This window comes from Arthrobacter sp. TmtSoilC48, from assembly GCF_059739425.1.
Genome location: NZ_AP046049.1, coordinates 2,444,025 through 2,468,155 on the forward strand (window position 1 = coordinate 2,444,025; position 24,131 = coordinate 2,468,155).

General features: G+C 62.1%; 25 protein-coding genes, 2 tRNA genes and 1 riboswitch. Of the genes, 24 read left to right on the top strand and 3 right to left on the bottom strand.

The window, feature by feature from the left end; translation table 11 throughout:
- Window positions 1-97: 97 nt before the first annotated feature.
- Window positions 98-196, top strand: a riboswitch (TPP riboswitch).
- From AC6I97_RS11510 to AC6I97_RS11560, 11 genes are all read left to right on the top strand, one after another.
- Window positions 188-1,744 (top strand): bifunctional hydroxymethylpyrimidine kinase/phosphomethylpyrimidine kinase, encoded by a 1,557-nt coding sequence (locus AC6I97_RS11510; protein ID WP_497944927.1) that lies wholly within the window; start codon window positions 188-190, stop codon window positions 1,742-1,744. Its footprint overlaps the riboswitch before it by 9 nt.
- Window positions 1,745-2,120: 376 nt before the next feature.
- On the top strand, window positions 2,121-2,429 hold the full coding sequence (gene rplU, locus AC6I97_RS11515; protein ID WP_207616561.1) for a 50S ribosomal protein L21: 309 nt from the start codon (window positions 2,121-2,123) through the stop codon (window positions 2,427-2,429).
- Between the two features lie 59 nt (window positions 2,430-2,488).
- On the top strand, window positions 2,489-2,752 hold the full coding sequence (gene rpmA / locus AC6I97_RS11520; RefSeq protein ID WP_021470683.1) for a 50S ribosomal protein L27: 264 nt from the start codon (window positions 2,489-2,491) through the stop codon (window positions 2,750-2,752).
- 133 nt (window positions 2,753-2,885) lie between these two features.
- The gene (gene obgE / locus AC6I97_RS11525; RefSeq protein WP_497944928.1) at window positions 2,886-4,472 is read left to right on the top strand and encodes a GTPase ObgE; all 1,587 of its coding nucleotides are present in this window, start codon (window positions 2,886-2,888) and stop codon (window positions 4,470-4,472) included.
- Complete coding sequence (proB, locus tag AC6I97_RS11530; protein WP_497944929.1) at window positions 4,462-5,610, top strand: glutamate 5-kinase; 1,149 nt, start codon at window positions 4,462-4,464, stop codon at window positions 5,608-5,610. Before obgE ends, proB begins: the two co-directional genes overlap by 11 nt.
- Window positions 5,611-5,636: 26 nt before the next feature.
- On the top strand, window positions 5,637-7,001 hold the full coding sequence (locus AC6I97_RS11535; RefSeq protein WP_497944930.1) for a glutamate-5-semialdehyde dehydrogenase: 1,365 nt from the start codon (window positions 5,637-5,639) through the stop codon (window positions 6,999-7,001).
- Window positions 7,002-7,083: 82 nt separating this feature from the next.
- On the top strand, window positions 7,084-7,323 hold the full coding sequence (locus AC6I97_RS11540; protein ID WP_224090660.1) for a hypothetical protein: 240 nt from the start codon (window positions 7,084-7,086) through the stop codon (window positions 7,321-7,323).
- A gap of 4 nt (window positions 7,324-7,327) precedes the next feature.
- Entirely contained in the window at window positions 7,328-8,014 is a 687-nt protein-coding gene (gene nadD, locus AC6I97_RS11545) for a nicotinate-nucleotide adenylyltransferase (RefSeq protein ID WP_224091037.1), read from the top strand.
- 7 nt (window positions 8,015-8,021) lie between these two features.
- On the top strand, window positions 8,022-9,185 hold the full coding sequence (locus AC6I97_RS11550; RefSeq protein WP_497944931.1) for a hypothetical protein: 1,164 nt from the start codon (window positions 8,022-8,024) through the stop codon (window positions 9,183-9,185).
- A gap of 58 nt (window positions 9,186-9,243) precedes the next feature.
- A complete protein-coding gene (rsfS, locus tag AC6I97_RS11555; RefSeq protein WP_497944932.1) occupies window positions 9,244-9,648 on the top strand; it encodes a ribosome silencing factor in 405 nt (134 codons plus the stop codon).
- Between the two features lie 116 nt (window positions 9,649-9,764).
- Window positions 9,765-9,837: transfer RNA gene (locus tag AC6I97_RS11560), tRNA-Ala, on the top strand.
- A gap of 145 nt (window positions 9,838-9,982) precedes the next feature.
- Here the strand turns inward: AC6I97_RS11560 and AC6I97_RS11565 are convergent.
- A complete protein-coding gene (locus tag AC6I97_RS11565) occupies window positions 9,983-10,489 on the bottom strand; it encodes a ScbR family autoregulator-binding transcription factor (protein ID WP_497944933.1) in 507 nt (168 codons plus the stop codon).
- Between the two features lie 382 nt (window positions 10,490-10,871).
- Here AC6I97_RS11565 and AC6I97_RS11570 point away from each other — a divergent pair.
- Window positions 10,872-10,944 (top strand) — tRNA-Ala (locus tag AC6I97_RS11570).
- An 86-nt stretch (window positions 10,945-11,030) separates the two neighbouring features.
- On the opposite strand, the gene AC6I97_RS11575 is transcribed toward AC6I97_RS11570, so the two are convergent.
- On the bottom strand, window positions 11,031-11,408 hold the full coding sequence (locus AC6I97_RS11575; RefSeq protein WP_224090654.1) for a cupin domain-containing protein: 378 nt from the start codon (window positions 11,406-11,408) through the stop codon (window positions 11,031-11,033).
- A gap of 212 nt (window positions 11,409-11,620) precedes the next feature.
- Here AC6I97_RS11575 and AC6I97_RS11580 point away from each other — a divergent pair, with 212 nt between their 5' ends.
- From AC6I97_RS11580 to AC6I97_RS11600, 5 genes are all read left to right on the top strand, one after another.
- The gene (locus AC6I97_RS11580) at window positions 11,621-12,751 is read left to right on the top strand and encodes a class I SAM-dependent methyltransferase (protein WP_497947063.1); all 1,131 of its coding nucleotides are present in this window, start codon (window positions 11,621-11,623) and stop codon (window positions 12,749-12,751) included.
- Window positions 12,752-12,958: 207 nt separating this feature from the next.
- Window positions 12,959-14,158 carry an ROK family transcriptional regulator gene (locus AC6I97_RS11585; protein ID WP_224164524.1) on the top strand — a complete coding sequence of 400 codons (1,200 nt, stop codon included), beginning with the start codon at window positions 12,959-12,961 and terminating at the stop codon, window positions 14,156-14,158.
- A 32-nt stretch (window positions 14,159-14,190) separates the two neighbouring features.
- On the top strand, window positions 14,191-15,546 hold the full coding sequence (locus tag AC6I97_RS11590; protein ID WP_497944934.1) for an extracellular solute-binding protein: 1,356 nt from the start codon (window positions 14,191-14,193) through the stop codon (window positions 15,544-15,546).
- Window positions 15,547-15,570: 24 nt separating this feature from the next.
- Complete coding sequence (locus AC6I97_RS11595) at window positions 15,571-16,440, top strand: carbohydrate ABC transporter permease (protein WP_224090647.1); 870 nt, start codon at window positions 15,571-15,573, stop codon at window positions 16,438-16,440.
- Window positions 16,440-17,255, top strand: a complete 816-nt coding sequence (locus AC6I97_RS11600; protein WP_497947065.1) for a carbohydrate ABC transporter permease — start codon at window positions 16,440-16,442, stop codon at window positions 17,253-17,255. Before AC6I97_RS11595 ends, AC6I97_RS11600 begins: the two co-directional genes overlap by 1 nt.
- Here AC6I97_RS11600 and AC6I97_RS11605 read toward each other — a convergent pair.
- Complete coding sequence (locus AC6I97_RS11605; RefSeq protein WP_224164522.1) at window positions 17,252-17,455, bottom strand: hypothetical protein; 204 nt, start codon at window positions 17,453-17,455, stop codon at window positions 17,252-17,254. The two genes, AC6I97_RS11600 and AC6I97_RS11605, sit on opposite strands and share 4 nt — an antisense overlap.
- A 106-nt stretch (window positions 17,456-17,561) precedes the next feature.
- Here AC6I97_RS11605 and AC6I97_RS11610 point away from each other — a divergent pair, with 106 nt between their 5' ends.
- The 7 genes from AC6I97_RS11610 to AC6I97_RS11640 all read left to right on the top strand — a co-directional run bounded on the left by AC6I97_RS11610 (window position 17,562) and on the right by AC6I97_RS11640 (window position 24,069).
- A complete protein-coding gene (locus AC6I97_RS11610; protein WP_497944935.1) occupies window positions 17,562-18,587 on the top strand; it encodes an AAA family ATPase in 1,026 nt (341 codons plus the stop codon).
- A 10-nt stretch (window positions 18,588-18,597) separates the two neighbouring features.
- The gene (locus AC6I97_RS11615; RefSeq protein ID WP_497944936.1) at window positions 18,598-19,524 is read left to right on the top strand and encodes a DUF58 domain-containing protein; all 927 of its coding nucleotides are present in this window, start codon (window positions 18,598-18,600) and stop codon (window positions 19,522-19,524) included.
- Window positions 19,514-19,984: a hypothetical protein gene (locus AC6I97_RS11620; protein ID WP_497944937.1), complete on the top strand. Its 471-nt coding sequence runs from the start codon at window positions 19,514-19,516 to the stop codon at window positions 19,982-19,984. The genes AC6I97_RS11615 and AC6I97_RS11620 overlap by 11 nt, the downstream gene beginning before the upstream one ends.
- Window positions 19,975-21,012, top strand: coding sequence for a vWA domain-containing protein (locus AC6I97_RS11625; RefSeq protein ID WP_497944938.1), 1,038 nt, complete (start codon window positions 19,975-19,977; stop codon window positions 21,010-21,012). Before AC6I97_RS11620 ends, AC6I97_RS11625 begins: the two co-directional genes overlap by 10 nt.
- Window positions 21,009-22,040: a vWA domain-containing protein gene (locus tag AC6I97_RS11630; protein ID WP_497944939.1), complete on the top strand. Its 1,032-nt coding sequence runs from the start codon at window positions 21,009-21,011 to the stop codon at window positions 22,038-22,040. Before AC6I97_RS11625 ends, AC6I97_RS11630 begins: the two co-directional genes overlap by 4 nt.
- On the top strand, window positions 22,037-22,747 hold the full coding sequence (locus AC6I97_RS11635) for a hypothetical protein (protein ID WP_497944940.1): 711 nt from the start codon (window positions 22,037-22,039) through the stop codon (window positions 22,745-22,747). The genes AC6I97_RS11630 and AC6I97_RS11635 overlap by 4 nt, the downstream gene beginning before the upstream one ends.
- A gap of 356 nt (window positions 22,748-23,103) precedes the next feature.
- Window positions 23,104-24,069, top strand: a complete 966-nt coding sequence (locus AC6I97_RS11640) for a methylenetetrahydrofolate reductase (RefSeq protein WP_497944941.1) — start codon at window positions 23,104-23,106, stop codon at window positions 24,067-24,069.
- Window positions 24,070-24,131 lie beyond the last annotated feature (62 nt).

A 24,131-nucleotide genomic window follows, 5' to 3' on the forward strand; every position in this document is an offset into this window, starting at 1 on the left:
GTCGTCGGATACTGCGGGACTCTTTTGTCGCCGGCAGTCACATCCATGCACCCAAGCAGGCCGGTTCCCGGACCGCTGGACTTCCCGGCTACGCTAGGAAACTGACACGGGGTGCCGGGCGCTGGGCCTGGCTGAGATCCAGACCCGTTGAACCTGTCCGGTTAGCACCGGCGAAGGGATGTCCATCATGGCTTCATTGTCGAGTTCCCCTGTCTACCCCCTTGACCCCGCCGGTAGCGTTGGCGGACCCGTGGCTGCCCGGCAACATCCGCGGGTGCTTAGCATTGCCGGTTCGGATCCGTCCGGAGGCGCAGGGATCCAGGCAGACCTGAAGAGCATTGCTGCGCACGGTGGTTACGGAATGGCTGCCATCACGGCGCTCACGGCACAGAACACCCTTGGAGTCAGTGCAGTCCATGTTCCGCCCGTGGAGTTCCTGCGCCAGCAACTGGACGCCATCAGCAGCGATATTGAGATTGATGCCGTCAAGATCGGGATGTTGGGTGACGCGTCCGTCATCCACGAAGTCCGCAGGTGGCTCGAAGACGTGCGTCCCGCCGTCGTGGTCCTTGACCCGGTGATGGTGGCCACCAGCGGCGACCGGCTTCTGCGTGGGAACGCCGAAGCCGCGCTTCGCAGCCTCCTGCCTTTGGCGGATCTCCTTACCCCCAACCTTCCCGAACTGGCTATGTTGCTGGGGGAGCCTGACGCCCCGGACTGGGCCACTGCTCTTGACCAAGGCAAGCGTCTGGCTGCCGAATGTGGAACGACCGTCCTGGTGAAGGGTGGCCATTTGGCAGGAGCGGAATGTCCTGATGCCTTGGTCAATACGAGCGGCTTGCTGCGGCAGGACGTTATCGAGGTGGCCGGTCCCCGCGTGGATACCCGGAACAGCCACGGAACGGGCTGTTCGCTCTCCTCGGCATTGGCCACGGTGCAGGCCCGCAGAGGTGACTGGGAAGCGTCACTGCGGGAGGTTAAGCCGTGGCTGCTGCAGGCCCTTTCTGCGGCCGACGGGCTCGACGTGGGCAGGGGCAGCGGGCCGATCCAGCACTTTCACCATCTGGAGCCGACACGGAATCCTGCTGGCCGGTCCGGCGATTTTGCCGCGCGACTTTGGGCGGAAGCCACGCCGGAGTTGGACGCAATCTACGGCCTGGCCTTCATCCAGGGCCTGCAGTCAGGGAGGCTCCCTGAGCCCGAGTTCAACTACTACCTGGCCCAGGATGCCATCTACCTCAACGGCTATTCCCGGGTTCTGGCCCGCGCCGGTGCCCTTGCCCCCACTGAGGAAGAGCAGCTCTTCTGGGCCAAGGCGTCACAGACCTGCCTTGAGGTCGAGTCCGAGCTTCATCGGAACTGGCTGAGCACGCGCCCGGCTCCGACGCAGACCGGACCCGTGACCAAGTCGTACGTGGACCACCTCCTGGCCACTTCCGCGTCCGGCAGTTACGCTGTGTTGCTCGCAGCAATCCTGCCCTGTTACTGGCTGTACGCGGAGGTAGGCCGGCAACTCCACGCGGCCTACGTGGATGCAGGCGCACCCGGCGACCACCCGTACGCCGACTGGTTGAAGACCTACGCCGACGAGGAGTTTGCTGCCGCAACCCGCAAAGCGATCGACCTTACGGACGCAGCCGCCCTCAAGGCCTCTGCGCAGGAACGCGAGGCCATGGTTGAGGCCTTTACACACTCTTGCCGCTACGAGACGGCCTTCTTTGATGCGCCAAGGCTCTTCGCCTGAGTTCGATTTCCGTGGTTTCTGCATAGCCGATCGACGAAACTCCCGCGCGTCGCCAGCCAGATCGCAGCATTCCCGCCCAAACCCTGTAGGCTGTATGGGCACGGTGCCGGGAGAGTCCGTTACAACTGGTGATGCAAGTCACCCGATAGCCTCCGGACCCGGCCTCATTTGCAGCTGAAGGTCAAACTAGCGTAATCTTGATCTTCGGTGCTTACGCCAACACTTGGGTTATGCCCCTTGGAATTGTTCATGGGATGACTCGCGGGCTTCGATCTGAAGTCCACGGCGTTGAGGCACAGCGCGAACCAAGCCTGATTCCGGTTCAAGGTTCCGCACGCAAATTTAGTAAGAAACGTCGAGAGAAGTGAGTACCCAAGTGGTGTACGCGATTGTCCGCGCAGGCGGCCGCCAAGAAAAAGTTTCCGTTGGAGACTACGTAACGCTTAACCGCGTCCCCGGTGGAGCCGGCAGCACGCTTGAGCTGCCCGCCTTGCTCCTGGTTGACGGCGACAAGGTCACGTCCGCTGCTGCGGACCTGGCCAAGGTCAAGGTCACGGCTGAGATCCTTGAGGACCTTCGCGGTCCCAAGATCGTCATCCAGAAGTTCAAGAACAAGACCGGCTACAAGAAGCGCCAGGGTCACCGTCAGGAACTGACCAAGATCAAGATCACGAGCATCAAGTAACTTTCGTTACTCTGTTCAGATTTTCAGTTTCCCCAGAAATTTAGAGGCAGGCATTTCACATGGCACACAAAAAAGGCGCGAGCTCCACTCGCAACGGTCGTGACTCCAACGCACAGCGCCTCGGCGTCAAGCGTTTCGGTGGCCAGGTAGTTTCCGCAGGCGAGATCATCGTTCGCCAGCGCGGAACCCACTTCCACCCCGGTGCAGGCGTCGGCCGCGGTGGCGACGACACCCTGTTCGCACTCGAGGCCGGTGCGGTTGAGTTTGGTACTCGCCGCGGACGTCGCGTAGTGAACATCGTTGCTGCTGCAGCTGCAGAGTAACAACAAGTTCTGAACCGGTGGAGCGGGCCAAACGGCCCGCTCCACCGTTCTTTTAACCGCATTACAATCGATTAGGGCGCCCATGGCGCTCTGGTTTATGCAACAGCGCTGGCAACAGCAAGAGGAGATTCACGTGGCGAGCTTTGTAGACCGGGTAGTCCTGCACGTATCCGGCGGAACCGGCGGCCACGGCTGTGTCTCTGTCAAGCGGGAAAAGTTCAAGCCTCTCGGTGGACCCGACGGCGGCAATGGCGGCAACGGCGGAGACGTCATCCTTAGGGTGTCGGCGCAGACCACCACCTTGCTTGACTACCACCACGCCCCCCACCGCCACGCCACCAACGGTGGCCCTGGCATGGGTGATTGGCGTGGCGGCAAGAACGGCGAAACCTTGATCCTCCCCGTGCCGGACGGCACCGTGGTGAAGACGAAGGACGGCGAGGTCCTCGCTGACCTCGTGGGCGAAGGCACGGAGTATGTTGCCGCGGCAGGAGGCCAGGGCGGTCTCGGAAACGCCTCACTGTCCTCGCAGAAGCGGCGCGCGCCCGGCTTCGCGCTACTGGGCATTGAAGGCGAATCCAGCGACATCGTCCTGGAACTGAAGTCCATCGCCGATATCGCGCTGGTCGGATTCCCCTCCGCTGGAAAATCCAGCCTCATTGCGGCCATGTCCGCTGCCCGGCCAAAGATTGCCGACTACCCCTTCACCACCCTCATTCCCAACCTTGGCGTCGTCCAGGCCGGCGACATCCGGTTCACCATCGCCGATGTCCCCGGCCTGATCGAAGGCGCCAGCGAGGGCAAGGGCCTTGGCCACAACTTCCTGCGCCACGTTGAACGCTGCGCGGCCCTGGTTCACGTCCTGGACTGCGGAACCCTGGAATCGGACCGTGATCCACTCTCCGATCTGGCCATCATTGAGGCGGAACTGGAGAAGTACGCCGTGGACATGAGCTACGCCGGCGTAGACGGCGAAGTAGTGCCGTTGAACGAGCGTCCCAAGCTTGTTGTCCTGAACAAAGTGGATCTTCCGGATGGCAAGGACATGGCGGAGTTCGTTCGTCCGGACCTCGAAGCACGCGGCTACCGTGTGTTCGAAGTCTCGGCAACCAGCCATGAGGGCCTGCGCCAGCTTGGCTTCGCAATGGCGGAGATCGTCAAGGCTGCGCGGGATGCCGTAGAGACTGCCCCTCCCAAGGTTGCCCCACCTGTCCTTCGTCCGCGCGCCGTCAACGAGAGCGGATTCCGGATCCGCCGCGAGGAAAAGAACCTCGAGCCGCTGTTCCGCGTGTTGGGCGAGAAGCCTGTCCGCTGGGTCAAGCAGACCGACTTCACCAACGAGGAAGCCATTGGCTACCTGGCCGATCGCCTGGCCAAGCTGGGCGTCGAGACGGAGCTCTTCAAGGTTGGAGCGAAGCCCGGCGATACGGTGGTCATCGGCGAGGAAGATGGCGTGGTCTTCGACTGGGAGCCCACCATGATGGCAGGCGCCGAGCTCCTGGCGACTCCCCGTGGTACCGATATCCGCGTCGCGGACATCGGCGACCGTCCCACACGTTCACAAAAGCGCGATGAACAGCTTGAGCGCCGGGAAGCGAAGGCTGCCGCCCGTGCTGAACTCGAAGCCGAGCGCAAGGCTGGCATCTGGACTGAGTCCGTCAGCCGTCGTCGTGCCCAGCCCGTAACGGAAGGCCACCTGGATACCGGTGATGACGACTAGGACTGTCGAAATTCCGGACGCAGAGGTTCTTGAGCGCCAGGCCCTGGCCACCGCCAAGAGGATTGTTGTCAAAGTGGGCTCGTCCTCGCTGACCAGTATCAAGGGCGGCATTTCCGAGAAATCGCTGACTTCGCTGGTTAATGCGCTGGCTGACAAGCGGAATGCCGGTACTGAAATCATCCTGGTTTCGTCGGGCGCCATCGCGGCAGGTCTTGCCCCGCTGGGGCTCGCCAAGCGCCCGAAGGACCTCGCTACCCAGCAGGCTGCGGCAAGCGTGGGTCAGGGCCTGTTGATGGCGCGCTATACGCAAGCTTTCAGCGCGCACGGCGTCACGGTCAGCCAGGTCCTGCTGACAGCTGACGACCTCATGCGCCGGACGCAACACACCAATGCTTTCCGTGCCCTGGACCGCCTGCTGAACCTCGGTGTCGTTCCCGTCGTCAATGAGAACGACACCGTGGCAACCCATGAGATCCGTTTTGGGGACAACGATCGCCTCGCAGCCCTGGTGGCACACCTGGTGCGCGCCGACGCACTCGTGCTGCTCTCCGACGTCGATGCCCTGTACGACGGTCCACCCTCCCATGGCGCGAAGCGCATCCCCTTGGTTCGTGGTCCGCAGGACCTCGAGGACGTGACCATTGGCAAGGCAGGCAAAGCCGGTGTAGGTACCGGCGGCATGATGACCAAAGTGGAAGCGGCGTCCATAGCTGCCGGGTCAGGGATCCACGCGCTGGTGACTTCGACGCCCAATGCTGCAGCTGCTTTGGCAGGGGAGGACGTAGGAACGTGGTTCGCCGTCAACGGCAGCCGCAAGCCCGTCCGGCTCCTGTGGCTGGCTCACCTGGCAACGGTTCACGGGCGCTTGATGCTCGACGACGGCGCGGTGAAGGCAGTGCGCGACCGGCATAGGTCACTCCTGCCCGCAGGGATATCGGACGTATCCGGAGACTTCGAAGCCGGGGACCCCGTTGAAATGGTGGCTTTGGATGGAACAGTGGTCGCCCGCGGCCTGGTGAACTATTCCTCGGAGGAGCTTCCCCGCATGCTGGGACGCTCCACCCAGGAACTCGGCCAGGCAATGGGCCGCGGATACGACCGCGAAGTTGTTCATGTTGACGACCTCGTACTCCTTTAGGCTGCGCCCTCATCTAAACTTGGAGCATGACTGAAGCGCTGACCCCTGACGCCCCTGTGATTTCCGACGTTTCCGGTGCCGCCGGCCAGACGCCGGAGAACCCTGTGGCAGGTGGCGCTCCGTTGTCGCCGGAAGATGTCCAGGCTGCCGTCCATGCCATTGCCGACCGCTCCCGCAACGCCGCCCGCCGCATGGGTCAAGCCAACCGTGCGTGGAAGGACCGCGCCCTGCGCGCTATTGGTGCTGCCCTTCAGGAGCGCCGGAAGCACGTGCTGGAAGCAAACGCCAAGGATGTTGCCGCAGGGCGTGCCAATGGCACATCTGCCGCTCTCCTTGACCGGCTGACACTGACATCTGCCCGCATCGATGGGCTGGTTGCTGCTTTGGAGAACCTGGCTGGCCTGCCGGACCCCGTTGGCAACGTGGTCCGTGGCCAGACGCTGCCCAACGGCTTGCGCCTGCGCCAGGTCAACGTCCCCATGGGCGTTGTTGCTGCTATTTATGAAGCCCGCCCCAATGTCACGGTGGATATTGCCGGACTCGCGCTCAAGAGCGGCAATGCCGTCATCCTGCGGGGTGGTTCCGCTGCAGCGAACACCAACGAGGCCCTGGTGCAGATCCTTCGGGAAGCCCTGGACTCTGTTGGCCTGCCTGCCGATGCTGTGCAGACCGTGGACCAGTACGGCCGCGAGGGCGCCAACGTGCTCATGCGTGCCCGGGGTCGCGTTGACGTCCTGATTCCCCGCGGTGGACGGGACCTTATCCAGACCGTCGTGACCAACTCTGCCGTGCCTGTTATTGAAACGGGTGAAGGCAATGTGCATATCTTCATCGACGAATCGGCCAATGAAGAGATGGCGGTTGACATTCTTTTGAATGCCAAGACACAGCGTCCCAGCGTCTGCAACACCGTAGAGACCCTTCTTGTACACTCGGGCTCCACCGTGCTGCCTGCCGTTGCCGCTGCACTTCGCTCTGCCGGAGTCACCCTCCACGTTGATGAGCGGATTGCTGCCGCTTTGGGCAAGGACGTTGAAACCGTTCCGGCCGACGACGACGATTGGGCCACCGAGTACATGGACCTGGACCTTGCCGTTGCCATGGTGGACAACCTCGATGATGCCGTCAATCACATCCGCAAGTGGACCACCGGGCACACCGAAGCGATCCTGACGAACAACCTGGCCAACGCCGAGAGATTCATTGCTGAAATCGACTCGGCTGCCGTCATCGTCAACGCCTCCACGCGTTTCACCGACGGCGGTGAGCTCGGCCTCGGAGCAGAAGTGGGTATTTCCACCCAAAAGCTGCACGCCCGTGGGCCCATGGGCCTGACCGAACTCACCACCACCAAGTGGATCGTGCAGGGCGAAGGCCAGATCCGCAGTTAGCTACGCGGTAACATAGAACAGAAGTCCGGAACGGCGGGGAGTCCCGCCGTCGAAAATCCTTGAGAACCAACTAGGGGAGAAGATGCTGTTTCAGCAGATCGCCACGTCCATAGCAGCCCAAACAGAAGGCGGCCACGAAGCGCCTGCCCCGCTCTGGGCCGAGCCGTGGGTCTTCGGAGTCAGCATGTTTGCCCTCCTGCTGGTTTTGATGTTCGTTGCCCTCTCCTACACCAACCTCGGCAACCGTCACGAGGCTGTGGAAGAGCACTCGGATCCGCACCGCCAGCACCCGAACAAGCACACCCACAAGCAGGGCCACTAACATTATCGCCGCAACTCCGCGCGGGGAGTCGGAGCGCAGGCTCCGGCTGGGCGTGATGGGTGGAACTTTTGATCCCATCCATCACGGCCACCTTGTGGCTGCAAGTGAGGTTGCCGCCAAGTTCGATCTCGACGAAGTCGTTTTCGTGCCTACTGGCCAACCTTGGCAGAAGTCCAGCAAGCAGGTCAGCAAACCCGAGCACCGTTATTTGATGACCGTGATCGCCACGGCCTCAAACCCGAGGTTCACGGTGAGCCGGGTCGATGTTGACCGTCCCGGACCCACTTACACCATCGACACCCTGCGCGATCTAAGGGCCCAGCGACCCGACGCTGATTTGTTCTTCATCACTGGCGCTGACGCCTTGGCCCAGATTCTGTCCTGGAAGGACGTTGACGAACTCTGGTCTTTGGCGCACTTCGTTGGTGTAACGCGCCCTGGCCACGAACTGGACGGCATGGGCAGGGAAGACGTCAGCCTCCTGGAAGTTCCAGCCATGGCGATTTCCTCAACGGATTGCCGGACACGCGTAGGTGCCGGGAACCCCGTTTGGTACCTCGTGCCCGATGGCGTGGTGCAGTACATCGCCAAGTATGGTCTGTACGCCCCGCACTCCGGGACCGCGCGGCCAGGGACAGGGGAGCTGGCCCCCGCATTATCCGGATCAGACGACCAAGCACGTACTGAATGAGTTTTGAATGAGCAGCCAGGAACAGCGACCCATCCGCAGCAGGCGTGAGCTTCGCCGCGCCCGCGAAGAGAACCAAGAGCCGCAGGCGGAAGCTACACCACACAAGGTAGTAGACACCGCGGAGAATGCTGTAACTGGCCGGAATCGTCGGGCGGCGGATGCTCCCGTAGATGCAGTGGGTACCACCGCGCAGCAGCGGTCCTCCCAGATCCGCGCCCGCGACCGCGCAGCTTTGCGCACCATCAAAGAGCTTGCGGACAAGGAAGAGCAGCTCTCCGGCGGTGGACCGCCAACACGTCGCCAGCTTCGCCTGCAGCAACTCCAGCAAGAAGTGGCCACGTCTGCCAACCCCATCGTCCCCATGCCGGGCGGGAAGCCAACGGACAAACCAGCCGGCCATCCCGTGGATACCAAGGCCGCCGCTGAGGGTTCCGATGGGGTTCCGGCACCCAGCGCTGGTACTGCCGAATCTGAAATGTCTGTAGAGCAGGCACTTGCGGTCCGTGAACTGATCGCTGCCCAGGTCCAGAATCAAACCGCCAAGCTTGAGCACATTGCCGAGCAGGATCCCCTGGCTGTCGATCCTGAGGTCCTCGCCCAGCAGATTGCCCTCGCCGAACGAGCTGCAGTGCTGAACAAGCGGGCAGCGGCCAAGCAGAGGCTTGCCGAACAGAACCAGGCTGAAGCCAAGGCCCCGGCAGCGGGCGTGTCCGAGGGGAAGAAGTCTTCGGGAGTCTCAGTGGGCCCCTCCACTGCAAACAATCTCGCCATGGTCACGCCGCTGGAGTTCGTCAAGGTGCCCGGCATTGAACGTCCGGTCATGAAGCGCCCCAGTACCACTTTCGTGCCTCTCGTGACCTCGTCGGGTCCCACTCTTGATGCCGGCAAAGCGCCGGCGAACGGAAAGGGCACGCGTGGCCGTTCGGGTGTTCTCGCCCGTGCCGAAGCTGTGGCAAGGAACGCCCGGAAGCGGCCGGTCGCCGTCGACGAACAGCTTGAAGAAACACAGCGTCCGCCGATTTCTGCCAGCGCGGCCTATGGACTGGACCCCCTGGACGCCAATACGGCCGGCCTGGCGCGGGCCCAGCGCAACAGGTTGCTGCAGTTCGGCGTCCTGGCGTTGGGTATTGTCGCGCTCATCGTCGGCATCATCATGATTACCAGCGGCTAATTCCGCTAGAACCCGGCTAACGCCATTTACAGGCCAACGGCCACAACAAGGAGTCCCCGTGTCTGCACATGAACAATCCATTACCCTCGCCCGTCACGCCGCGCGTGCGGCGGCTGACAAGCTTGCTGAGGACATCGTTGCGCTTGACGTCAGCGAGCGGCTCGCCCTGACTGATGTCTTCCTGATTGCCTCTGCGCCCACTGAGCGCCAGGTCAATGCCATCGTTGACGGCATCGAGGAAGAGCTGATGAAGCAGGACCTTCGCCCGGTGCGGCGTGAAGGCCGTTCCGAAGGCCGTTGGGTGCTCTTGGACTACGCCGACATCGTCGTCCACGTCCAGCACGCAGAGGACCGCGTTTTCTACGCCTTGGAGCGCCTTTGGAAGGACTGCCCCGTAGTTGACCTTGAACTGGGGGATGACGCCTCGGCAAAGGCTGCGCCAGCAGGGGAATCAGAGGTCTAAACATGGGCCGGCATCCGAATATGCCCGATTTGGAATTTTCGGAAACGCTGTTCTAAGATATTTGAGTTGCTTCGGCGCGGATGGCTGGAAAGTCGATCGTGGAGCAGCAAGAATATGGGGCTGTGGCGCAGCTGGTAGCGCACCTGCATGGCATGCAGGGGGTCAGGGGTTCGAGTCCCCTCAGCTCCACTCTTAAGGTTCTGCCCTTCTTCGTGATGAAGAAGGGCAGGGCCTTTTTTGTGTGGTTCGGCCTAGCTGCCAGCGCCGGCTTCGATTGCCGGCAGCATGAATTCCCACATCTCGTCAATGCGGCGAAGTACGTCCGTGCGGGCAGTCAGGACGTTGGACACCATCTGGACTCCGGTGAAGGAGGCAACCAGATAGCGGGCAAAGGCGGGGGCTCCAGCGTGGGCCGGACAGCCCCTTCGGTTTGGGCTTGGCGGAGCAGTTGCTCCACTGTTTCTATCCAGTCCTGGTAGGGGCCCGAAATATCGGCATCAAAGGCGGAGGCTTCGAACGTCAGGCGGATCCCGCCTTGGACAATCGCTTCGTCAAGCAGCTGCCGGCCGAACATCCGGCACAGTCCAATGATCTTGTCCAGGGCAGTCATGTTTGAGCCCACGATGCCCGCACCCGCCGCGAGGACCAATGCATGCTGCTCCTGGATGACGGCCAAAGCCAGCTCCCGCTTGGACGTGAAGTGGAAGTAGAGCGCCCCTTTGGTGACTCCGGCACGCTTGGTGATGTCGCTCAGGCTTGCATTGCCGTACCCGACTTCCGCGAAGACATGGGCGGCGCCTTCAATAACGGAAAGGCGGGTGTCTTTCGCGCGTTGCTGCATGGGCGGTGGGGGAGCCTCTCACTTGTTTCACTGTGGGACGGCCAGTAGAACGCGCCGCCGGACCCCACAACGCTACCACCGTCCATAAGTTAGGGCCCGTAAAACCGACTGAACGGTTTGGTTTATTCTTTCGGTGATTCTAGACTTCAAGAGGAGTCGCGCCGGGCCTTGGCCCAAGGGACTCCGCGTGGCCGTTTGGGGGGGAGGTGCGGTGGAGCGATCCAGCGCACCCCGGCTGCGGGGGAGTGCAGGGCAGAAATGCCCGCTCATCGCCGTGAGGCGTATCACGCTCCCGCGATTTCGCTTCTCGGGGGATTGTGGTTAGTATTGACGAGTTGCTTCGGCGGGAAGGGAAATCTTCCTGAAGAAATCAACAAGATCCGGGGCTGTGGCGCAGCTGGTAGCGCACCTGCATGGCATGCAGGGGGTCAGGGGTTCGAGTCCCCTCAGCTCCACTTCGGATAAAAGACCCCGCTCGGGTGAGCGGGGTCTTTTGCTTTCTGGTCCCGTGGCGGGATTCGTGGGTTGGCGGGACGGATTCCTATTCCTGGCGGACGCCGAACTCGGCTGCACTGAGGAATTCGATGCCTTGGAAGGGCTGATCGCCCACCACCCGGGCATGGTGTCCCGGTGGGATCGAATAGGAGTCACCGCCGGAAATACTAACCTGGGCGCCATCGTTGGTTTCCACCTCGAGGGAGCCGGAGACGCAGAAACCTACATGGCTCAATTGGCAGGATTCGGTTCCGACTACGGGTTTGATGCAGTCGTCCCAAGTCCAGCCGGGTTCAAAGGTGGTCCGGCCGATTGTGTATTCTCCGACGGTGACGACTTCCACCTTCGTCTTGTCCGGGGTGCGCGTTTCGTCGGGGGAGTTGTGTGATTTCACTTGGAGTTGCGTGACAACATTGACACTCATGGTTCGCTCTCAGGAAGGGAGCCGGTTAAGTGTGGTCCCGGGGCCTGGCTCGTCGGTTGGGCGGGACCGGTGCCTGCCGTCGGACGGGTTTGGGTTCGCAATCCGTCGCGACAACAGGTGCTTTGGCATGCTGCATCATCCACATTCCTCCGAACGCACCATGAAGTCGAGACACTAAAGCGAACGAATTTTAGGAAAGTGGGAACGCGATGGTGGCCGAACTGGAACTGGAGCCGTTGTTCGGCGGGCTGCGCAGGTTCCCCGATGTCGAGGCGGACAACCTCCAGGCATACGACGCCACGGATCGCCTCCTCCTTGAAACCGCCGTGGACTATCTCCGGCCGGAAACAAGGATGGCTGTCATTGGCGACCGGTACGGTGCCCTGACACTGGGCGCTTTGGTGGGAAACGGCGTCGGGCATGTCCGCGTCAACCAGGACCTCTACACCGGAAGGCTGGCGCTCCAGCACAACGCGGAAGCAGCCGGCCTGCAGGGTCTGTTCAGCACCCATGAATTGGGCAAGGAGCTCCTGGCGGGCGCGAACCTGGTGCTGATGCAGTTGCCGAAATCTCTGGCGGAGCTGGAGGAAAACGCCGACGCCGTTGCCCGCTATGCGGCGCCGGATGCCGTATTGCTCGCAGGAGGCCGCGTCAAGCACATGTCCCTGGGTATGAACGGGGTGCTTGAGCGCTATTTCTCCTCCGTACAACCGCAGCTTGCGCACCGGAAATCCAGGGTGCTGGTGGCAAGCAATCCCAAACCGGTGTCCACCGACCCTCCCTACCCGGTGGTGGAACAGCTACCGGAACTGGGGATCACGGTCTGCGCTCATGGTGCTGCTTTTTCAGGTGCGCGCCTTGACATCGGAACCCGCTACCTCCTGACCTTCCTGGAACGTATGCCGGAAGCTCGACGCGTGGTGGATCTGGGGTGTGGGACAGGCATTCTTGCCACGATGTTTGCACGGCACCAGCCCACAGCGGGCGTGGTGGCCACTGATCAATCCGCGGCGGCTGTGGCATCAGCAATGGCCACGGCAGCAGCCAATGGGCTGGGTGACCGGGTTTCCGTGATCCACGACGACGCCATGTCCACGTTTGATCCAGGCAGTGCGGATCTTGTCCTGCTGAATCCACCGTTCCACCTGGGAGCAAGCGTGCATGCCGGCGCTGCCCTGAAGATGTTCCAAGCGGCCGCGCGCGTTCTCGCGCCCGGCGGTGAACTGTGGACTGTGTACAACAGCCATCTGCAATACCGACCTGCCCTTGAGCGCCTCATAGGTCCCACTGTGGAGGAAGGCCGGAACCCGAAGTTCACGGTGACGCGGAGTCGTCGTGGATGAGCGGACCGTCGCTCTCACATAGAATTTAGTGTCATCGTTACCAAGCCCTGACTCCGGTGCCTGCGTGTGCGCATACCCCTGTGAGCGTGGGTATCGTACGATTCAGACAAAGACGAAGTACCATGATGTTTTTTCAAAAATGACTTAGGGGAATCAGTGACTGAGATCCGGCAGCCCACACCGAGGCGCGGAACGAATCTACCCCGCATGGGTGACTTCAATCTGACGGTCATTCTCGAGGCGATCCGGAGGTCCCCGGGCGGCCTCAGCCGTGTTGAACTGGCACAGATTGTTGGCCTGTCCCCCCAGACCATTTCCAATATTTCCCGTCGCCTGCTTGACCAGCACCTGATTGTGGAAGCAGGCAAGGAGGGGACAGGCCCAGGCAAGCCACGGACCATCCTGCGGCTGAACCCATCGGGAATGTATGCGGTGGGCGTCCACCTTGACCCTGCAGTCATCACGTTCGTTGTCCTGGACCTCCTGGGCGATGTCGTCAGGCATTCGCGGATGGCCACTCCCGGTGGTGACCCGGCGGCAGTGATCGCGAGCATCGCCCAGCAGATCAAGGTCCTCATTGAGGAATCGGGCGTGGATGCATCCAAGATTGCCGGGCTCGGCGTTGCCGTCCCGGGCCCGATCGACCTCGACGAAGGTTCCGTTGTGGAGCCGCCGCTGTTGACTCGATGGAACCGCGTGCGTATCCGTGAGGCCCTCACGGAGGCCACCGGCCTGGAGACGCTGGTGGACAAGGACGTAACGAGCGCCGCAGTGGCCGAAACCTGGGCCGGCGGTGCCAGCGGTGCCGGCAGTTTCGTCTTCATGTATATGGGCACCGGTATTGGTTGCGGCATAGTCCTGAACGATGAAGTGGTCCGTGGAACGTCCGGTAACGCGGGCGAGATCGGCCATATCATCGTTGATCCGATGGGGCCCCAGTGTGACTGCGGGCTCCGTGGTTGTGTGAAATCCTCGTGTATCCCGCAGGTCCTCGTGGCCGAGGCGGAGGCGGCCGGTGTGCTTGACAGCCATGGCGAGGATGCAGATGGGCCGCAGGTGCAGGAACGTTACGCCTTGTTGTGCGACAAAGCCGACGCCGGCGATGAAAAAGCCATTGCCATCCTTGATAAGTCAGCCACCCTCGTGGCCCGTGCTGTCTCGGTGGTGACCAACACCCTTGACGTGGAACGCGTTGTGTTCGGCGGTCCTTTCTGGGGGCGGATGTCAAAGTACTTCCTGGAGCGTGTCCCGGCCCTCATCGCTGAAAACAGTGCGGCCCGCATGATCCACGGTATTGAAGTTGTGGGTTCCGGGGTAGGCGAGGATGTCGGCGCTATTGGTGCGGCGTGCCTCGTCCTGGAGCACACACTGGCACCACGCGCCCAACGGCTACTGCTGGAGGGCTAACTACTCAGCCACGTTGACTCGATTGGAGCAAAATGCGCCGCCCCATGAGGTTTGCCACCGTCCTACCCGTCGTAGCCGCTCTTCTCGCTGCAACAGCTTGTTCCTCGACGCCGCCAACTGCCGAGAACAAGACCTTGAAGATCGTCTACCAGAAATCTGACTCCTTTACGGCACTGGATGCTGTGATGCAGGACGCCAAAAAGGAATTCGAGGCAGCCAATTCGTCGGTGACGGTCAATCTCGAACCGATCCAAGCCAACGACGACGACTACGGCACCAAGCTCGCCCTCGCCCAGCGCTCCCCGGACACCGCGCCGGATGTCTTCTATGAGGACACGTTCAAGGTGCGTTCCGACGTCGACGCCGGTTACCTCCTCAAGCTGGACAGCTATCTTGAAAAGTGGGACGACTGGTCCAAGTTCAACGAAGCGGCCAAAGCAGCGGGTCGGGCCGATGACGGAAGTATCTACGCTGTGCCCCTGGGCACTGACACTCGTGCCATCTGGTACAACAAGGCGGTGCTGCAGAAGGCCGGAATTCAAGTTCCCTGGCAGCCCAAAACGTGGGAAGACATCCTGTCCACGGCACGTGCCATCAAAGCCTCAGATCCAACCGTGATTCCCTTCAACATGTACGCCGGCAAGGGTACCGGCGAGGGCACTGTCATGCAGAGCTTCTACGAACTCCTCTACGGGACAGACAGCACGCTGTACGACGAAAAGGAAAAGAAATGGGTGGTGGGCTCCCAGGGTTTTACTGACTCGCTGGCCTTCCTGAAGACCCTCTACGACGAAAAACTTGCAGTGAGCCCGGCCGAAGCCCTCGACGCCAATGTCTGGAAGAAGGTCTTTGGCGAGTGGTTCCCGCAGGGCAAACTCGCTGCAACCGTGGAAGGTTCGTATACGCCGTCGTTCTGGCAAAAGGGCGGGGCCTATGAGTGGGCAGGCTATGAGCAGGACATGGGTGTGGCCATGTTCCCCACGAGGAACGGACAGGAACCGGGCGGCGTCAGCATGTCCGGTGGGTGGACCCTTGCCGTTGGTGCCAAGAGCAAGAACGCTGAGCTTGCGTTCAAGTTCCTCGCCACCGCGCTGAACAAGAAGAATGCCTTGGCCTTTGACGTTGACAACTCCCAGATAGCGGTGCGCACGGATGTTGCATCGGAATCGAGCTACCTTTCGGCGAATCCGTTCGTGAAGGATGTCTCGGAGTTGGTGAAGGTGACGCATTACCGCCCGGCAACCGCAGATTACCCGAGGATCTCGACGGCGGTCCAGGTCGCCACCGAGTCTGTCATCACTGGAAAGCAAAGCCCCGAAGATGCCGCAGCAGAGTATGACGCCACGGTGCGCAAGCTCGTTGGTGATGACAAGGTCCTGGAGAGATGACATCAAAGAAATGACAGCAGCGAAATGACGATTCGCCGCTACCTGCGGCTGCTGCCGGTTGTTCCGTCCGTTCTCCTGCTCCTGCTGTTCCTGCTTGCCCCGGTGGTTTGGTCCTTCTACGCGTCGTTCACCAATGCCGCTCTTTCAGGCCGGGCGGCCCGGGATCCACAGTGGGTGGGGCTTGAGAACTACGTGCGGATGTTCAGCGATGACTCGTTTCCACTGGCGGCATGGCTGACTGTTGTTTTCGTCGCAGCCTCGGCCGTGCTCGGCCAGAATGTGCTCGGCCTGCTCATCGCGCTGCTCATGACGCGCTCACGCAGGGCAGTTTCCTCGTGGGTGGGAACAGTGGTGGTAGCGGCCTGGGTACTCCCCGAGATCGTGGCTGCCTTCGCGGCCTATGCCTACTTCAACCGTGACGGCACACTGAATCAGATGCTTGCCTTCTTTGGCGGGCAGGGGCCGGACTGGCTGTACACGTTCCCGCTGGTCGCGATTATCCTTGCGAACACGTGGCGGGGAACGGCCTTCTCCATGCTGGTGTACAGGGCCGCCCTCGCGGACGTGCCACAGGACGTCTCGGAAGCTGCCTTGATGGATGGTGCGCAAGGCTGGCAGCGCCTGGCATTCATTACGTTGCCACTGATCAGGAGCAGCATCGCCACAAACCTGATGCTGATTACCCTGCAGACGTTGGCCGTGTTCACTCTTATTTGGGTGATGACGGCCGGCGGCCCGGCCAATGCCAGTACTACCCTGCCGGTGTTGGCCTACCAAGAGGCCTTCAAATTCGGGGATATTGGCTATGGCACGGCCGTTGCTTCGGTTTTGATTGTTTTGGGAGTGGTCTTCGGCGCTGTCTACGTCCGGCTGCTCAGGGAGCAGAAGCCGTGATGTCCAGGCCGCGGTTTGCGGCAGATATCGCTCTGGCCGTGATCGGTTTCTGCTTTGTGGCGCCATTGTTGTGGTTGCTGCTGGCCGCCGTCGATCCTCAGGCCGGTTATCAGGCCGCGCTGCCGTCAGCGCCGTCGATGGAGAATTTCGGCGCGGTGCTCACACCGGAACTGTTGTACCAGCCCCTGGCCAACAGTTTCCTTCTTTCAGCGGGAACAGCAGCGGTCAACCTGGTGGCAGCCGTCCTTGCCGCATATCCGTTGTCCCGCTACCAGTCCAGGTTCAACAAGCCGTTCATGTACTCGGTGCTGTTCGGGACGTCCTTGCCCGTGACGGCCATCATGGTGCCCGTCTATGGTTTGTTCGTCCAGCTCCAGTTGCTCGATTCCATGGTGGCAACCATATTCTTCATGGCTACAACCACCCTGCCGATGGCCATCTGGATGATGAAGAACTTCATGGACTCCGTTCCCTTGGAACTGGAGGAGGCGGCGTGGATGGACGGTGCCTCAAGCATGACGGCCTTGCGCGCGGTGGTGCTGCCTCTCATGAGGCATGGCTTGGGCGTAGTGTTCATCTTCGTCTTCATACAGGCATGGGGAAACTTCTTCGTCCCGTTCATCCTGTTGCTTTCCACGGCGAAGCAACCAGCCGCGGTGTCCATCTTCAGCTTCTTTGGCCAGCACGGTGCCATAGCTTATGGACAGCTCGCGGCGTTTTCCATCCTGTACTCAGTGCCGGTGCTGTTGCTATACGTGCTGGTATCCCGGAGCGTGGGCAGCTCTTTCGCGTTGTCCGGCTCCGTGAAGGGCTAGTCGATGTCTTCGACTATTTCACCGTAGGGTATCGACTCGTCCAGATGAGCCTGGTGTCCGGTGGGCCCTGTGTTGTAGGTGATCCGGACCCCGTGCCTCTGGTCTGCCGCGGACTGCAGCAGAACTGGACGAACGGCGTCGATGACACGCTGGGTTTGGCCGTTGAGATACTGCTCATAGCGGGCTGGTAGCTGATGCATGGCAAAAGAATAGACCCCAGAAGTCCACATGGGGAGGGCTCCCCATTGTGGGCTTGTTCAGGGAAGGCTTGGATAGAGTGGATTCACGCCAGCGAGGGGACCACAGGTGCTTCAGAACACAGCCGCGACCGGAACCGATGCACCGGACGGGATCGATGCACGAGATTTGGCCCGCGCACAGCAGCTCGTCGGCAGCATTATCCGCAGCTTTGAGACCAAGGTGGTGGGCCAGTCGAGGCTGCAGGAAACGCTGCTGATCGGCCTCCTGACCGGCGGACATGTCCTTTTGGAGAGCGTTCCGGGCCTGGCCAAGACCACAGCGGCGCAAGCTCTTGCGGACTCCGTGAGTGCGGATTTTCGCCGGATCCAATGCACTCCGGACCTGTTGCCCAGTGACATCGCCGGCACCCAGATATTTGATGCGGCCAAAGGCACGTTCGTCACCCAACTGGGACCCGTTCACGCGAACATTGTGCTGCTTGACGAGATCAACCGATCCAGCGCCAAAACGCAGAGCGCCATGCTGGAGGCGATGCAGGAACGGCAAACGTCCATCGGTGGCGAGTCCTATGCTCTGCCCGAGCCTTTCCTCGTGCTGGCAACTCAAAACCCGATTGAGCAGGAGGGAACCTACCGCCTTCCGGAAGCACAGATGGATCGCTTCATGCTCAAGGACGTCCTGGACTATCCGAGCCCGGCGGAGGAAGCCGAAGTCATCAGGCGCATCGATGCCGGGGTGTTCAGCGCAGCGCAGAAGCCACCCGCAGCCGCTTCCCTTGACGCCATTGTCCAGGTGCAGGAACTCGTCAGGAGGGTTTACGTTGATCCTGCCATCATCCAGTACATCGTTGGCCTGGCCTATGTGACCGGTCATGCCTCCCAGTACCTGGAGCCCCGATTGGCAAACCTCATCGAGTTCGGTGCAAGTCCGCGGGCGAGCATTGCGTTCAGTCAGGCGGCGAGGGCATTGGCACTCCTTAGCGGGCGCGATCACGTCATTCCCGAGGACGTCAAGAAACTGGCCCACAGGATCCTGCGCCACAGAATAGTGCTCGGGTTCGACGCCGTGGTTGAAGGGACCCCGGTGGAAACCATCATTGACGCAGTGCTCATGTCCGTGCAGACGCCGTAACGGACACCGAATGCCCAGCCTCCTCCGACGCGTGAAGTCGAAGATGTTCATCTTCGCCCATCGCAGGACCCTCACCATGTTGGATGGCGAATACGGTTCTGTCTTCAAGGGCCGCAGCCTGGACTTCGACGAATTGCGCTCATACGTACCCGGCGACGAAGTCAGGGACATCGATTGGAAAGCCACTGCCCGCCACGGATCACCCCTGGTGAAACGCTATGTGGCCGTCCGCCGTCATTCGGTGCTGTTGCTCGTGGACACGGGACGGAACATGGCAGCCCACGCAGCCTCGGGTGAATCCAAAAAAGACATTGCCATTGACGCTGCCGGAGTACTGGGCTATCTCGCCTGCAGGCATGGGGACGACGTCGGACTCCTGCACGGCTCGGCCGCCACCTCCCGCTACCTCCCGCCCCAAAACGGTGAAGAGCACCTGGAGCGGTTGCTCCGGGAAGTGGATGCCGGCATTTCCCTGGATGGGCAGGCGAGCGCTATCACAGAGCAACTCGACTACGCGCTGAGGTTCTTGAAGGGCCGCCTGCTCATTGCCGTTCTCGCTGATGAGTTTATGCCCGACGCCCGCACCGAAATACTGCTCCGGCGCCTGAGGGCCCGGCACGAAGTCCTCTGGCTCACTATCCTCGACGCCCGCATGGCCGCGGAACCGGGGCAACCGGCGTCTATGCAAGAGGCCAGCATCGACGTCGGGAACGGCCTGCGGATCCCTGCGGCGGTGGCGGGGAACAGCGTTGTTCGTGCCGCCTATGCCAGCGCAATGCGGAAACGAAGGGAGGAGCGCCGCGTATTCTTCCGCAGGCTCGGCATTGCTGAGCAGCCGGTTGGCGCCACCGTCGATGTCCTCCCGGCGGTGTTCGCGCTCCTGGAGAAGCACCGCTCGGGTGCGAAGTCCGCCAAGGGCAGCAACCGTGGAGGATAACGCCGGCTTCTATGCACCCCTTCAATATCAGCAGCTGTGGCTATGGCTGGGCTTGGTACTCCTGCTGCTCGTGGCGTGCTGGTACGGATGGATCCTGTGGCCCGACCACAAGGCAACACCAAAAACACCTGTAGGCGGGAACAGGACGCCTCACGATCTGGAAACGCTGCGGGCCACCTGCCTCTCAGCAATAGATACCCTCGAAAGAGAAGCCGACGCCGGCCGCCTCCCCGGGCGGGACGCCCACCAGCGGCTCAGCCTCCTCGTGCGCGAATTCGCGGGTGCGGCCACAGGCCTTCCGGCCACTTCCATGACACTGGAAGAATTACGCCGCAACGGACTGGATCAGGTCGCCGTGGGTATCGCCCTGATCTATCCCAACGAATTCGCGCCAGTGGCCTTGCAATCCGTTCGGGACTCCGCCAGGACCGCACGCCAGGTGGTACAGGCGTGGAACTGACCTTCTGGTGGATTCTTCCCCTCGCTGCCCTGGCACTGCTGATAGCCGCCCGGCTGTTGATCCGGCGTCGGCGGCAAATGGGCAGGCCAGTGGCACACGGCGAGCGCCTCACGGACCTTCCCGAATATCAAAGAGCGCTGCGGCGGTACAAGGCCACGTTGGTCCTCGCCATGGCCTTGGGTGCGTTGTTTCTGGCGGCCACAGCCACAGCCTCGGCAAGACCTGCCCAGCGCACCACGGAGCAGCCCGACATCCGGAACCGGGACATCGTCCTCTGCCTGGATGTTTCAGGATCCATGACCAGTACGGACGCTGCCATTGCCAAAGTGTTCCAGGAACTCGCCCGGGAATTCGATGGCGAGCGCATCGGCATGGTCATCTTCGATAGCAGCAGCGTCCAACTGTTCCCGCTGACAGACGACTACGACTACGCCGCCGAACAGCTCACCGCAGCCCGGAAGGCACTGGACAGCGGGGCAGGATCCTTCTTCGATGGGACATGGAACGGTGGAGGATCCTCCCTGATCGGCGATGGCCTGGCATCCTGCGTGCAAAGCTTCCCGGACGTTGAACCAGGGTCAGGGTCGGGGTCAGAGCCGGGGTCGACATCCGCGTCCGGCAACGCCAAGCGCTCGCGGTCTGTTGTGCTGGCCACCGACAACTTCCTCTCCGGGGACCCCATCTTCACCCTGCAGCAGGCCGGGGAGCTGGCCCGGAGCAAGAACGTCAAGGTTTATGCCCTGAACCCCTCGGACTTTGACTACCCCGGCGACTTTGACTACGGAGATCAAGCAGATCAGCCAGGCGGCCAACTCAAGGCGGTTGCCGAAGGAACCGGGGGCAGCTACTTCGCCCTGGACAGTCCCGACGCGGTGCCCGGGATAGTGCAGAAAGTGCAGGAGACCGAAGCCAGCAGCTACCGGGCCGCGCCCCTGGTTGCCGTGAGCGATAGCCCGGCGCTGCCGCTTGGGGTCGCGCTGCTGGCAGGTGCCGGAATGGTGATCGTGGGATGGAGGCTGGACCAGTGAGTCTTCTGCCAATCGTTCCGTGGGCGCTCCTCGCTGCCATGGGGGTCGCCGTCGTCGCCCTCACCCTGTGGGCCATCATTCGCGGGCCGGGACGCGGCAGCACAGTACGCGGCAGCACGGGACCAAAAGGGTCGGTGCGGCCGGCCGCCGTCCGGGGCGCCGCCGTCGTGCTTCTGGTCCTTGCCGCACTGCGACCGGGTTGGCCCGGCAGCGAAGTGAGGACCGCCGTCGCGGACGTGGACGTCTTCTTCGTTGTCGATACCAGTACCAGCATGGCAGCGGAGGACTACAACGGCGCAGGAACCCGCTTGTCAGGGGCGACGGGCGACATGATGGCGATAGCCAGGGAACTAGCGGGAGCCAGGTTTTCCCTCATCACTTTCGACAACAAGGCGACCGTTCGCATGCCGTTGAGCCAGGACGCCACCGCGCTGCAAACCGCCATGACAATATTGCAGCCGCAAAACCCGCGGTACGCCAACGGCAGCAGCATTACGGGCGCGGGAGCGTTGCTCAAGGAAAGGCTCGCGGCCGCCCGGGAGCAGCACCCAGGACGTCCGGCATTGGTCTTCTACGCCGGGGACGGCGAGAACACGGCGGCCGAGGCGCCAGTGCCGCTGCCGGTGGATGCGGGCAGCGTCAGTGGGGGAGCCGTGCTGGGTTACGGCACGGGGCAGGGTGGCCGGATGAAGGACCCCTCGGACACTGAAGCCGGGTACCTGCAGGACAAGGGCTCAGGCCAGGACGCGGTGTCCAGGATCGACGAAGGGCGACTGAAAAACATCGCAAGCCAACTCAATGTCCCATATGTCCACCGGACCGGGAACCAACCCACGTCCGACATGCTTGCCAAAGCCCAGCCCGGCGCCCTCACTCCCACCAACGACGATGGATCCGGCCGCGTGGAACTTTACTGGCTCCTGGCGCTCGCCGGATTCCTGCTGGCCCTTCACGAACCCGTTCGTCATCTCATAGCGCTGCGGGAAGTGCGGAGCTTGCCCTCGAGGGCCAAGGAGCCACTGGCATGAAGAATGCTCGACGCCGGAGACGCCGCCTCGCGCTGTGGTCCGCCCCGCCGGCCCTGCTGGCGCTCGCCGTGGCCGTGAAGCTCCTCAGCGTGGGTGCCTTGGGCGGGGACGCCGCACATGCCTTCGAAACGGCCGATCAGGACGGTGCGGCCAGAGCTGCGTCCTGGCTGCACGTGGCGAACCTGGTGGAGCCGCACAACGCCTTCTTCGCATCCGGCGACGCCCACGTTTTGGCCGGCGACTTCACGGCGGCACGGAAGGACTTCGAGGCGGCGTTGGATGCCGGCGCCGGCGAGGACGAATGCCAAGTGCGGGTCAACCTGGTGTTGAGTGTCGAGAAACTGGGCGATGCTGCGCTGTCGGCAGGTAGCATACAGACGGCGACCACGTTGTTTCGTGAAGCCCTGGACCTCATCGATTCCTCACCTGGCCAGTGTGCGCAGGAGGGACCTGGAAATTCGTCCGGCGAGGGGAGGGCCCTGGACTCAGCGGCCGATCGTCTCAAAGCCAAGATAGCTGCGGACTCCGACGGAAGGGCCGGGGTGGAGAAGCCAGCCAAGGATACGCCGCCTGACCAACAGCAGGAGCAACTGCAGAAGCTGGGACGGAGCGCGCAACAGGCCCAACGGGAGCGGGCAGAAGGGCAGCAACGTGAGGAGTACCTGCGGGGCCCCGGGAATGAGTCCGGCGTAGACAAGCCCTGGTGAGCCATTCAGCGAACAAAGTTCACAAATCCTTCTTCATGGATCGTAAAACTGCGTCTTAATTCGGTGGCAAAGTTGAACCGCTCGCTGCCCACGACCTAGAGTCGTAAACAAGTTACCGTGGTAACGTGTCAGCGATCCTCTGTTGGATCCGCCCCGCAAGGGCGGTGAGGAGGGTGTGGGTGCCCCCATGTGGGCCTGACATTTGCACACGGAAAGCTTCATTCCAGGCGTACCGGTCGCGGCTGCGTCCTGCCGGAGTTTCTTCGTGTATCCCAAACTAAATTCATCGACCATGCAATCAATGGTTCCCTTGGATCCATTGGGTGACGTTCGATGACGAACAGCCAAGGACGCAAATGTCGCCGCCACTTATTGACGTACATCCCAACCTCGCCGGAACGGCGCCCGTGGCACTTTCCTACGAGCTGTTTCCCCCTCGCTCCCCGGCGGCCGCAGAAACCCTGTGGACCACTATCCGTGAACTCGAAGCCACCGAGCCGGACTACGTCTCGGTGACGTACGGTGCCAGTGGATCCAACCGGGATACTGCCGTTGACCTCATCAACCGCCTCCTGCTCGAGACCACGCTCCGGCCCTTGGCCCACCTGACGTGTGTGGGCAACACGCCGGTTGAATTGGCGGAGATCATTGGTGAACTACTGGACCGCGGCGTCCGTGGCATCCTCGCACTGCGCGGGGATCTGCCCAAGGACGGAAGCCAGGCTGCCAGCGGCTCACTCCGGTATGCCCAGGATCTGATCGAACTGATCCGCCGCGTGGAGCAGCGTCGTTCAGCACTTCTTTGTGCCGGCAAGATCGCTGTCGGAGTGGCCGCGTACCCCCTCAGGCATCCTGAATCGCCAAGTGTGGGGCACGACGTCGAAGTTCTCCTGGCCAAGCAGCGTTCCGGCGCAGACTTCGCGATCACGCAGGTCTTCTTCCACGCGAACGAATACTCGGACCTGGTTGCGCGAGCACGCCGGGCCGGGGTCACCATCCCGATCATCCCCGGTGTCATGCCGCTCACCAGCATCCGGCGCCTGAAGCGCCTCGGCGAACTGGCCGGCGTCGACCCTTCCGTGGAACTCATTGAGCGCCTCGCTGCCATGGACACTGAAGCAGAGCGTCGGCGAATCGGCGTCGCTGCCACCGTGGATCTGGCCAATGCAGCACTGGATGCCGGTGCACCGGGCATTCACTTGTACACCTTCAATGAGCACGCGGACGCCCTTGACGTGCTGGACAAGCTGGCGCTGCCGCGGCCATCCCGGCCGGCTGGCCGCGTAAGCACCATGGCACTCCGCCAGGAATACGCAAGCTAAAACACCTGGCCGCTCCTCCTGGCCACCGCCGTCAAGCACGTTCCGTCCCGCCAGCTCTGGGT

Excerpts from the sequence above, each read along its gene's own strand:
- AC6I97_RS11535 (WP_497944930.1), top strand. The coding sequence starts at position 5,637 with ATGACTGAAGCGCTGACCCCTGACGCCCCTGTGATTTCCGACGTTTCC.
- AC6I97_RS11600 (WP_497947065.1), top strand. The coding sequence starts at position 16,440 with ATGTCCAGGCCGCGGTTTGCGGCAGATATCGCTCTGGCCGTGATCGGT.
- rpmA (WP_021470683.1), top strand. The coding sequence starts at position 2,489 with ATGGCACACAAAAAAGGCGCGAGCTCCACTCGCAACGGTCGTGACTCC.
- AC6I97_RS11540 (WP_224090660.1), top strand. The coding sequence starts at position 7,084 with ATGCTGTTTCAGCAGATCGCCACGTCCATAGCAGCCCAAACAGAAGGC.
- AC6I97_RS11615 (WP_497944936.1), top strand. The coding sequence starts at position 18,598 with ATGCCCAGCCTCCTCCGACGCGTGAAGTCGAAGATGTTCATCTTCGCC.
- AC6I97_RS11590 (WP_497944934.1), top strand. The coding sequence starts at position 14,191 with ATGCGCCGCCCCATGAGGTTTGCCACCGTCCTACCCGTCGTAGCCGCT.
- AC6I97_RS11640 (WP_497944941.1), top strand. The coding sequence starts at position 23,104 with ATGTCGCCGCCACTTATTGACGTACATCCCAACCTCGCCGGAACGGCG.
- AC6I97_RS11595 (WP_224090647.1), top strand. The coding sequence starts at position 15,571 with ATGACGATTCGCCGCTACCTGCGGCTGCTGCCGGTTGTTCCGTCCGTT.
- AC6I97_RS11635 (WP_497944940.1), top strand. The coding sequence starts at position 22,037 with ATGAAGAATGCTCGACGCCGGAGACGCCGCCTCGCGCTGTGGTCCGCC.
- AC6I97_RS11565 (WP_497944933.1), bottom strand. The coding sequence starts at position 10,489 with ATGCAGCAACGCGCGAAAGACACCCGCCTTTCCGTTATTGAAGGCGCC.
- AC6I97_RS11550 (WP_497944931.1), top strand. The coding sequence starts at position 8,022 with ATGAGCAGCCAGGAACAGCGACCCATCCGCAGCAGGCGTGAGCTTCGC.
- proB (WP_497944929.1), top strand. The coding sequence starts at position 4,462 with ATGACGACTAGGACTGTCGAAATTCCGGACGCAGAGGTTCTTGAGCGC.
- AC6I97_RS11510 (WP_497944927.1), top strand. The coding sequence starts at position 188 with ATGGCTTCATTGTCGAGTTCCCCTGTCTACCCCCTTGACCCCGCCGGT.
- AC6I97_RS11585 (WP_224164524.1), top strand. The coding sequence starts at position 12,959 with ATGGGTGACTTCAATCTGACGGTCATTCTCGAGGCGATCCGGAGGTCC.
- AC6I97_RS11605 (WP_224164522.1), bottom strand. The coding sequence starts at position 17,455 with ATGCATCAGCTACCAGCCCGCTATGAGCAGTATCTCAACGGCCAAACC.
- AC6I97_RS11575 (WP_224090654.1), bottom strand. The coding sequence starts at position 11,408 with ATGAGTGTCAATGTTGTCACGCAACTCCAAGTGAAATCACACAACTCC.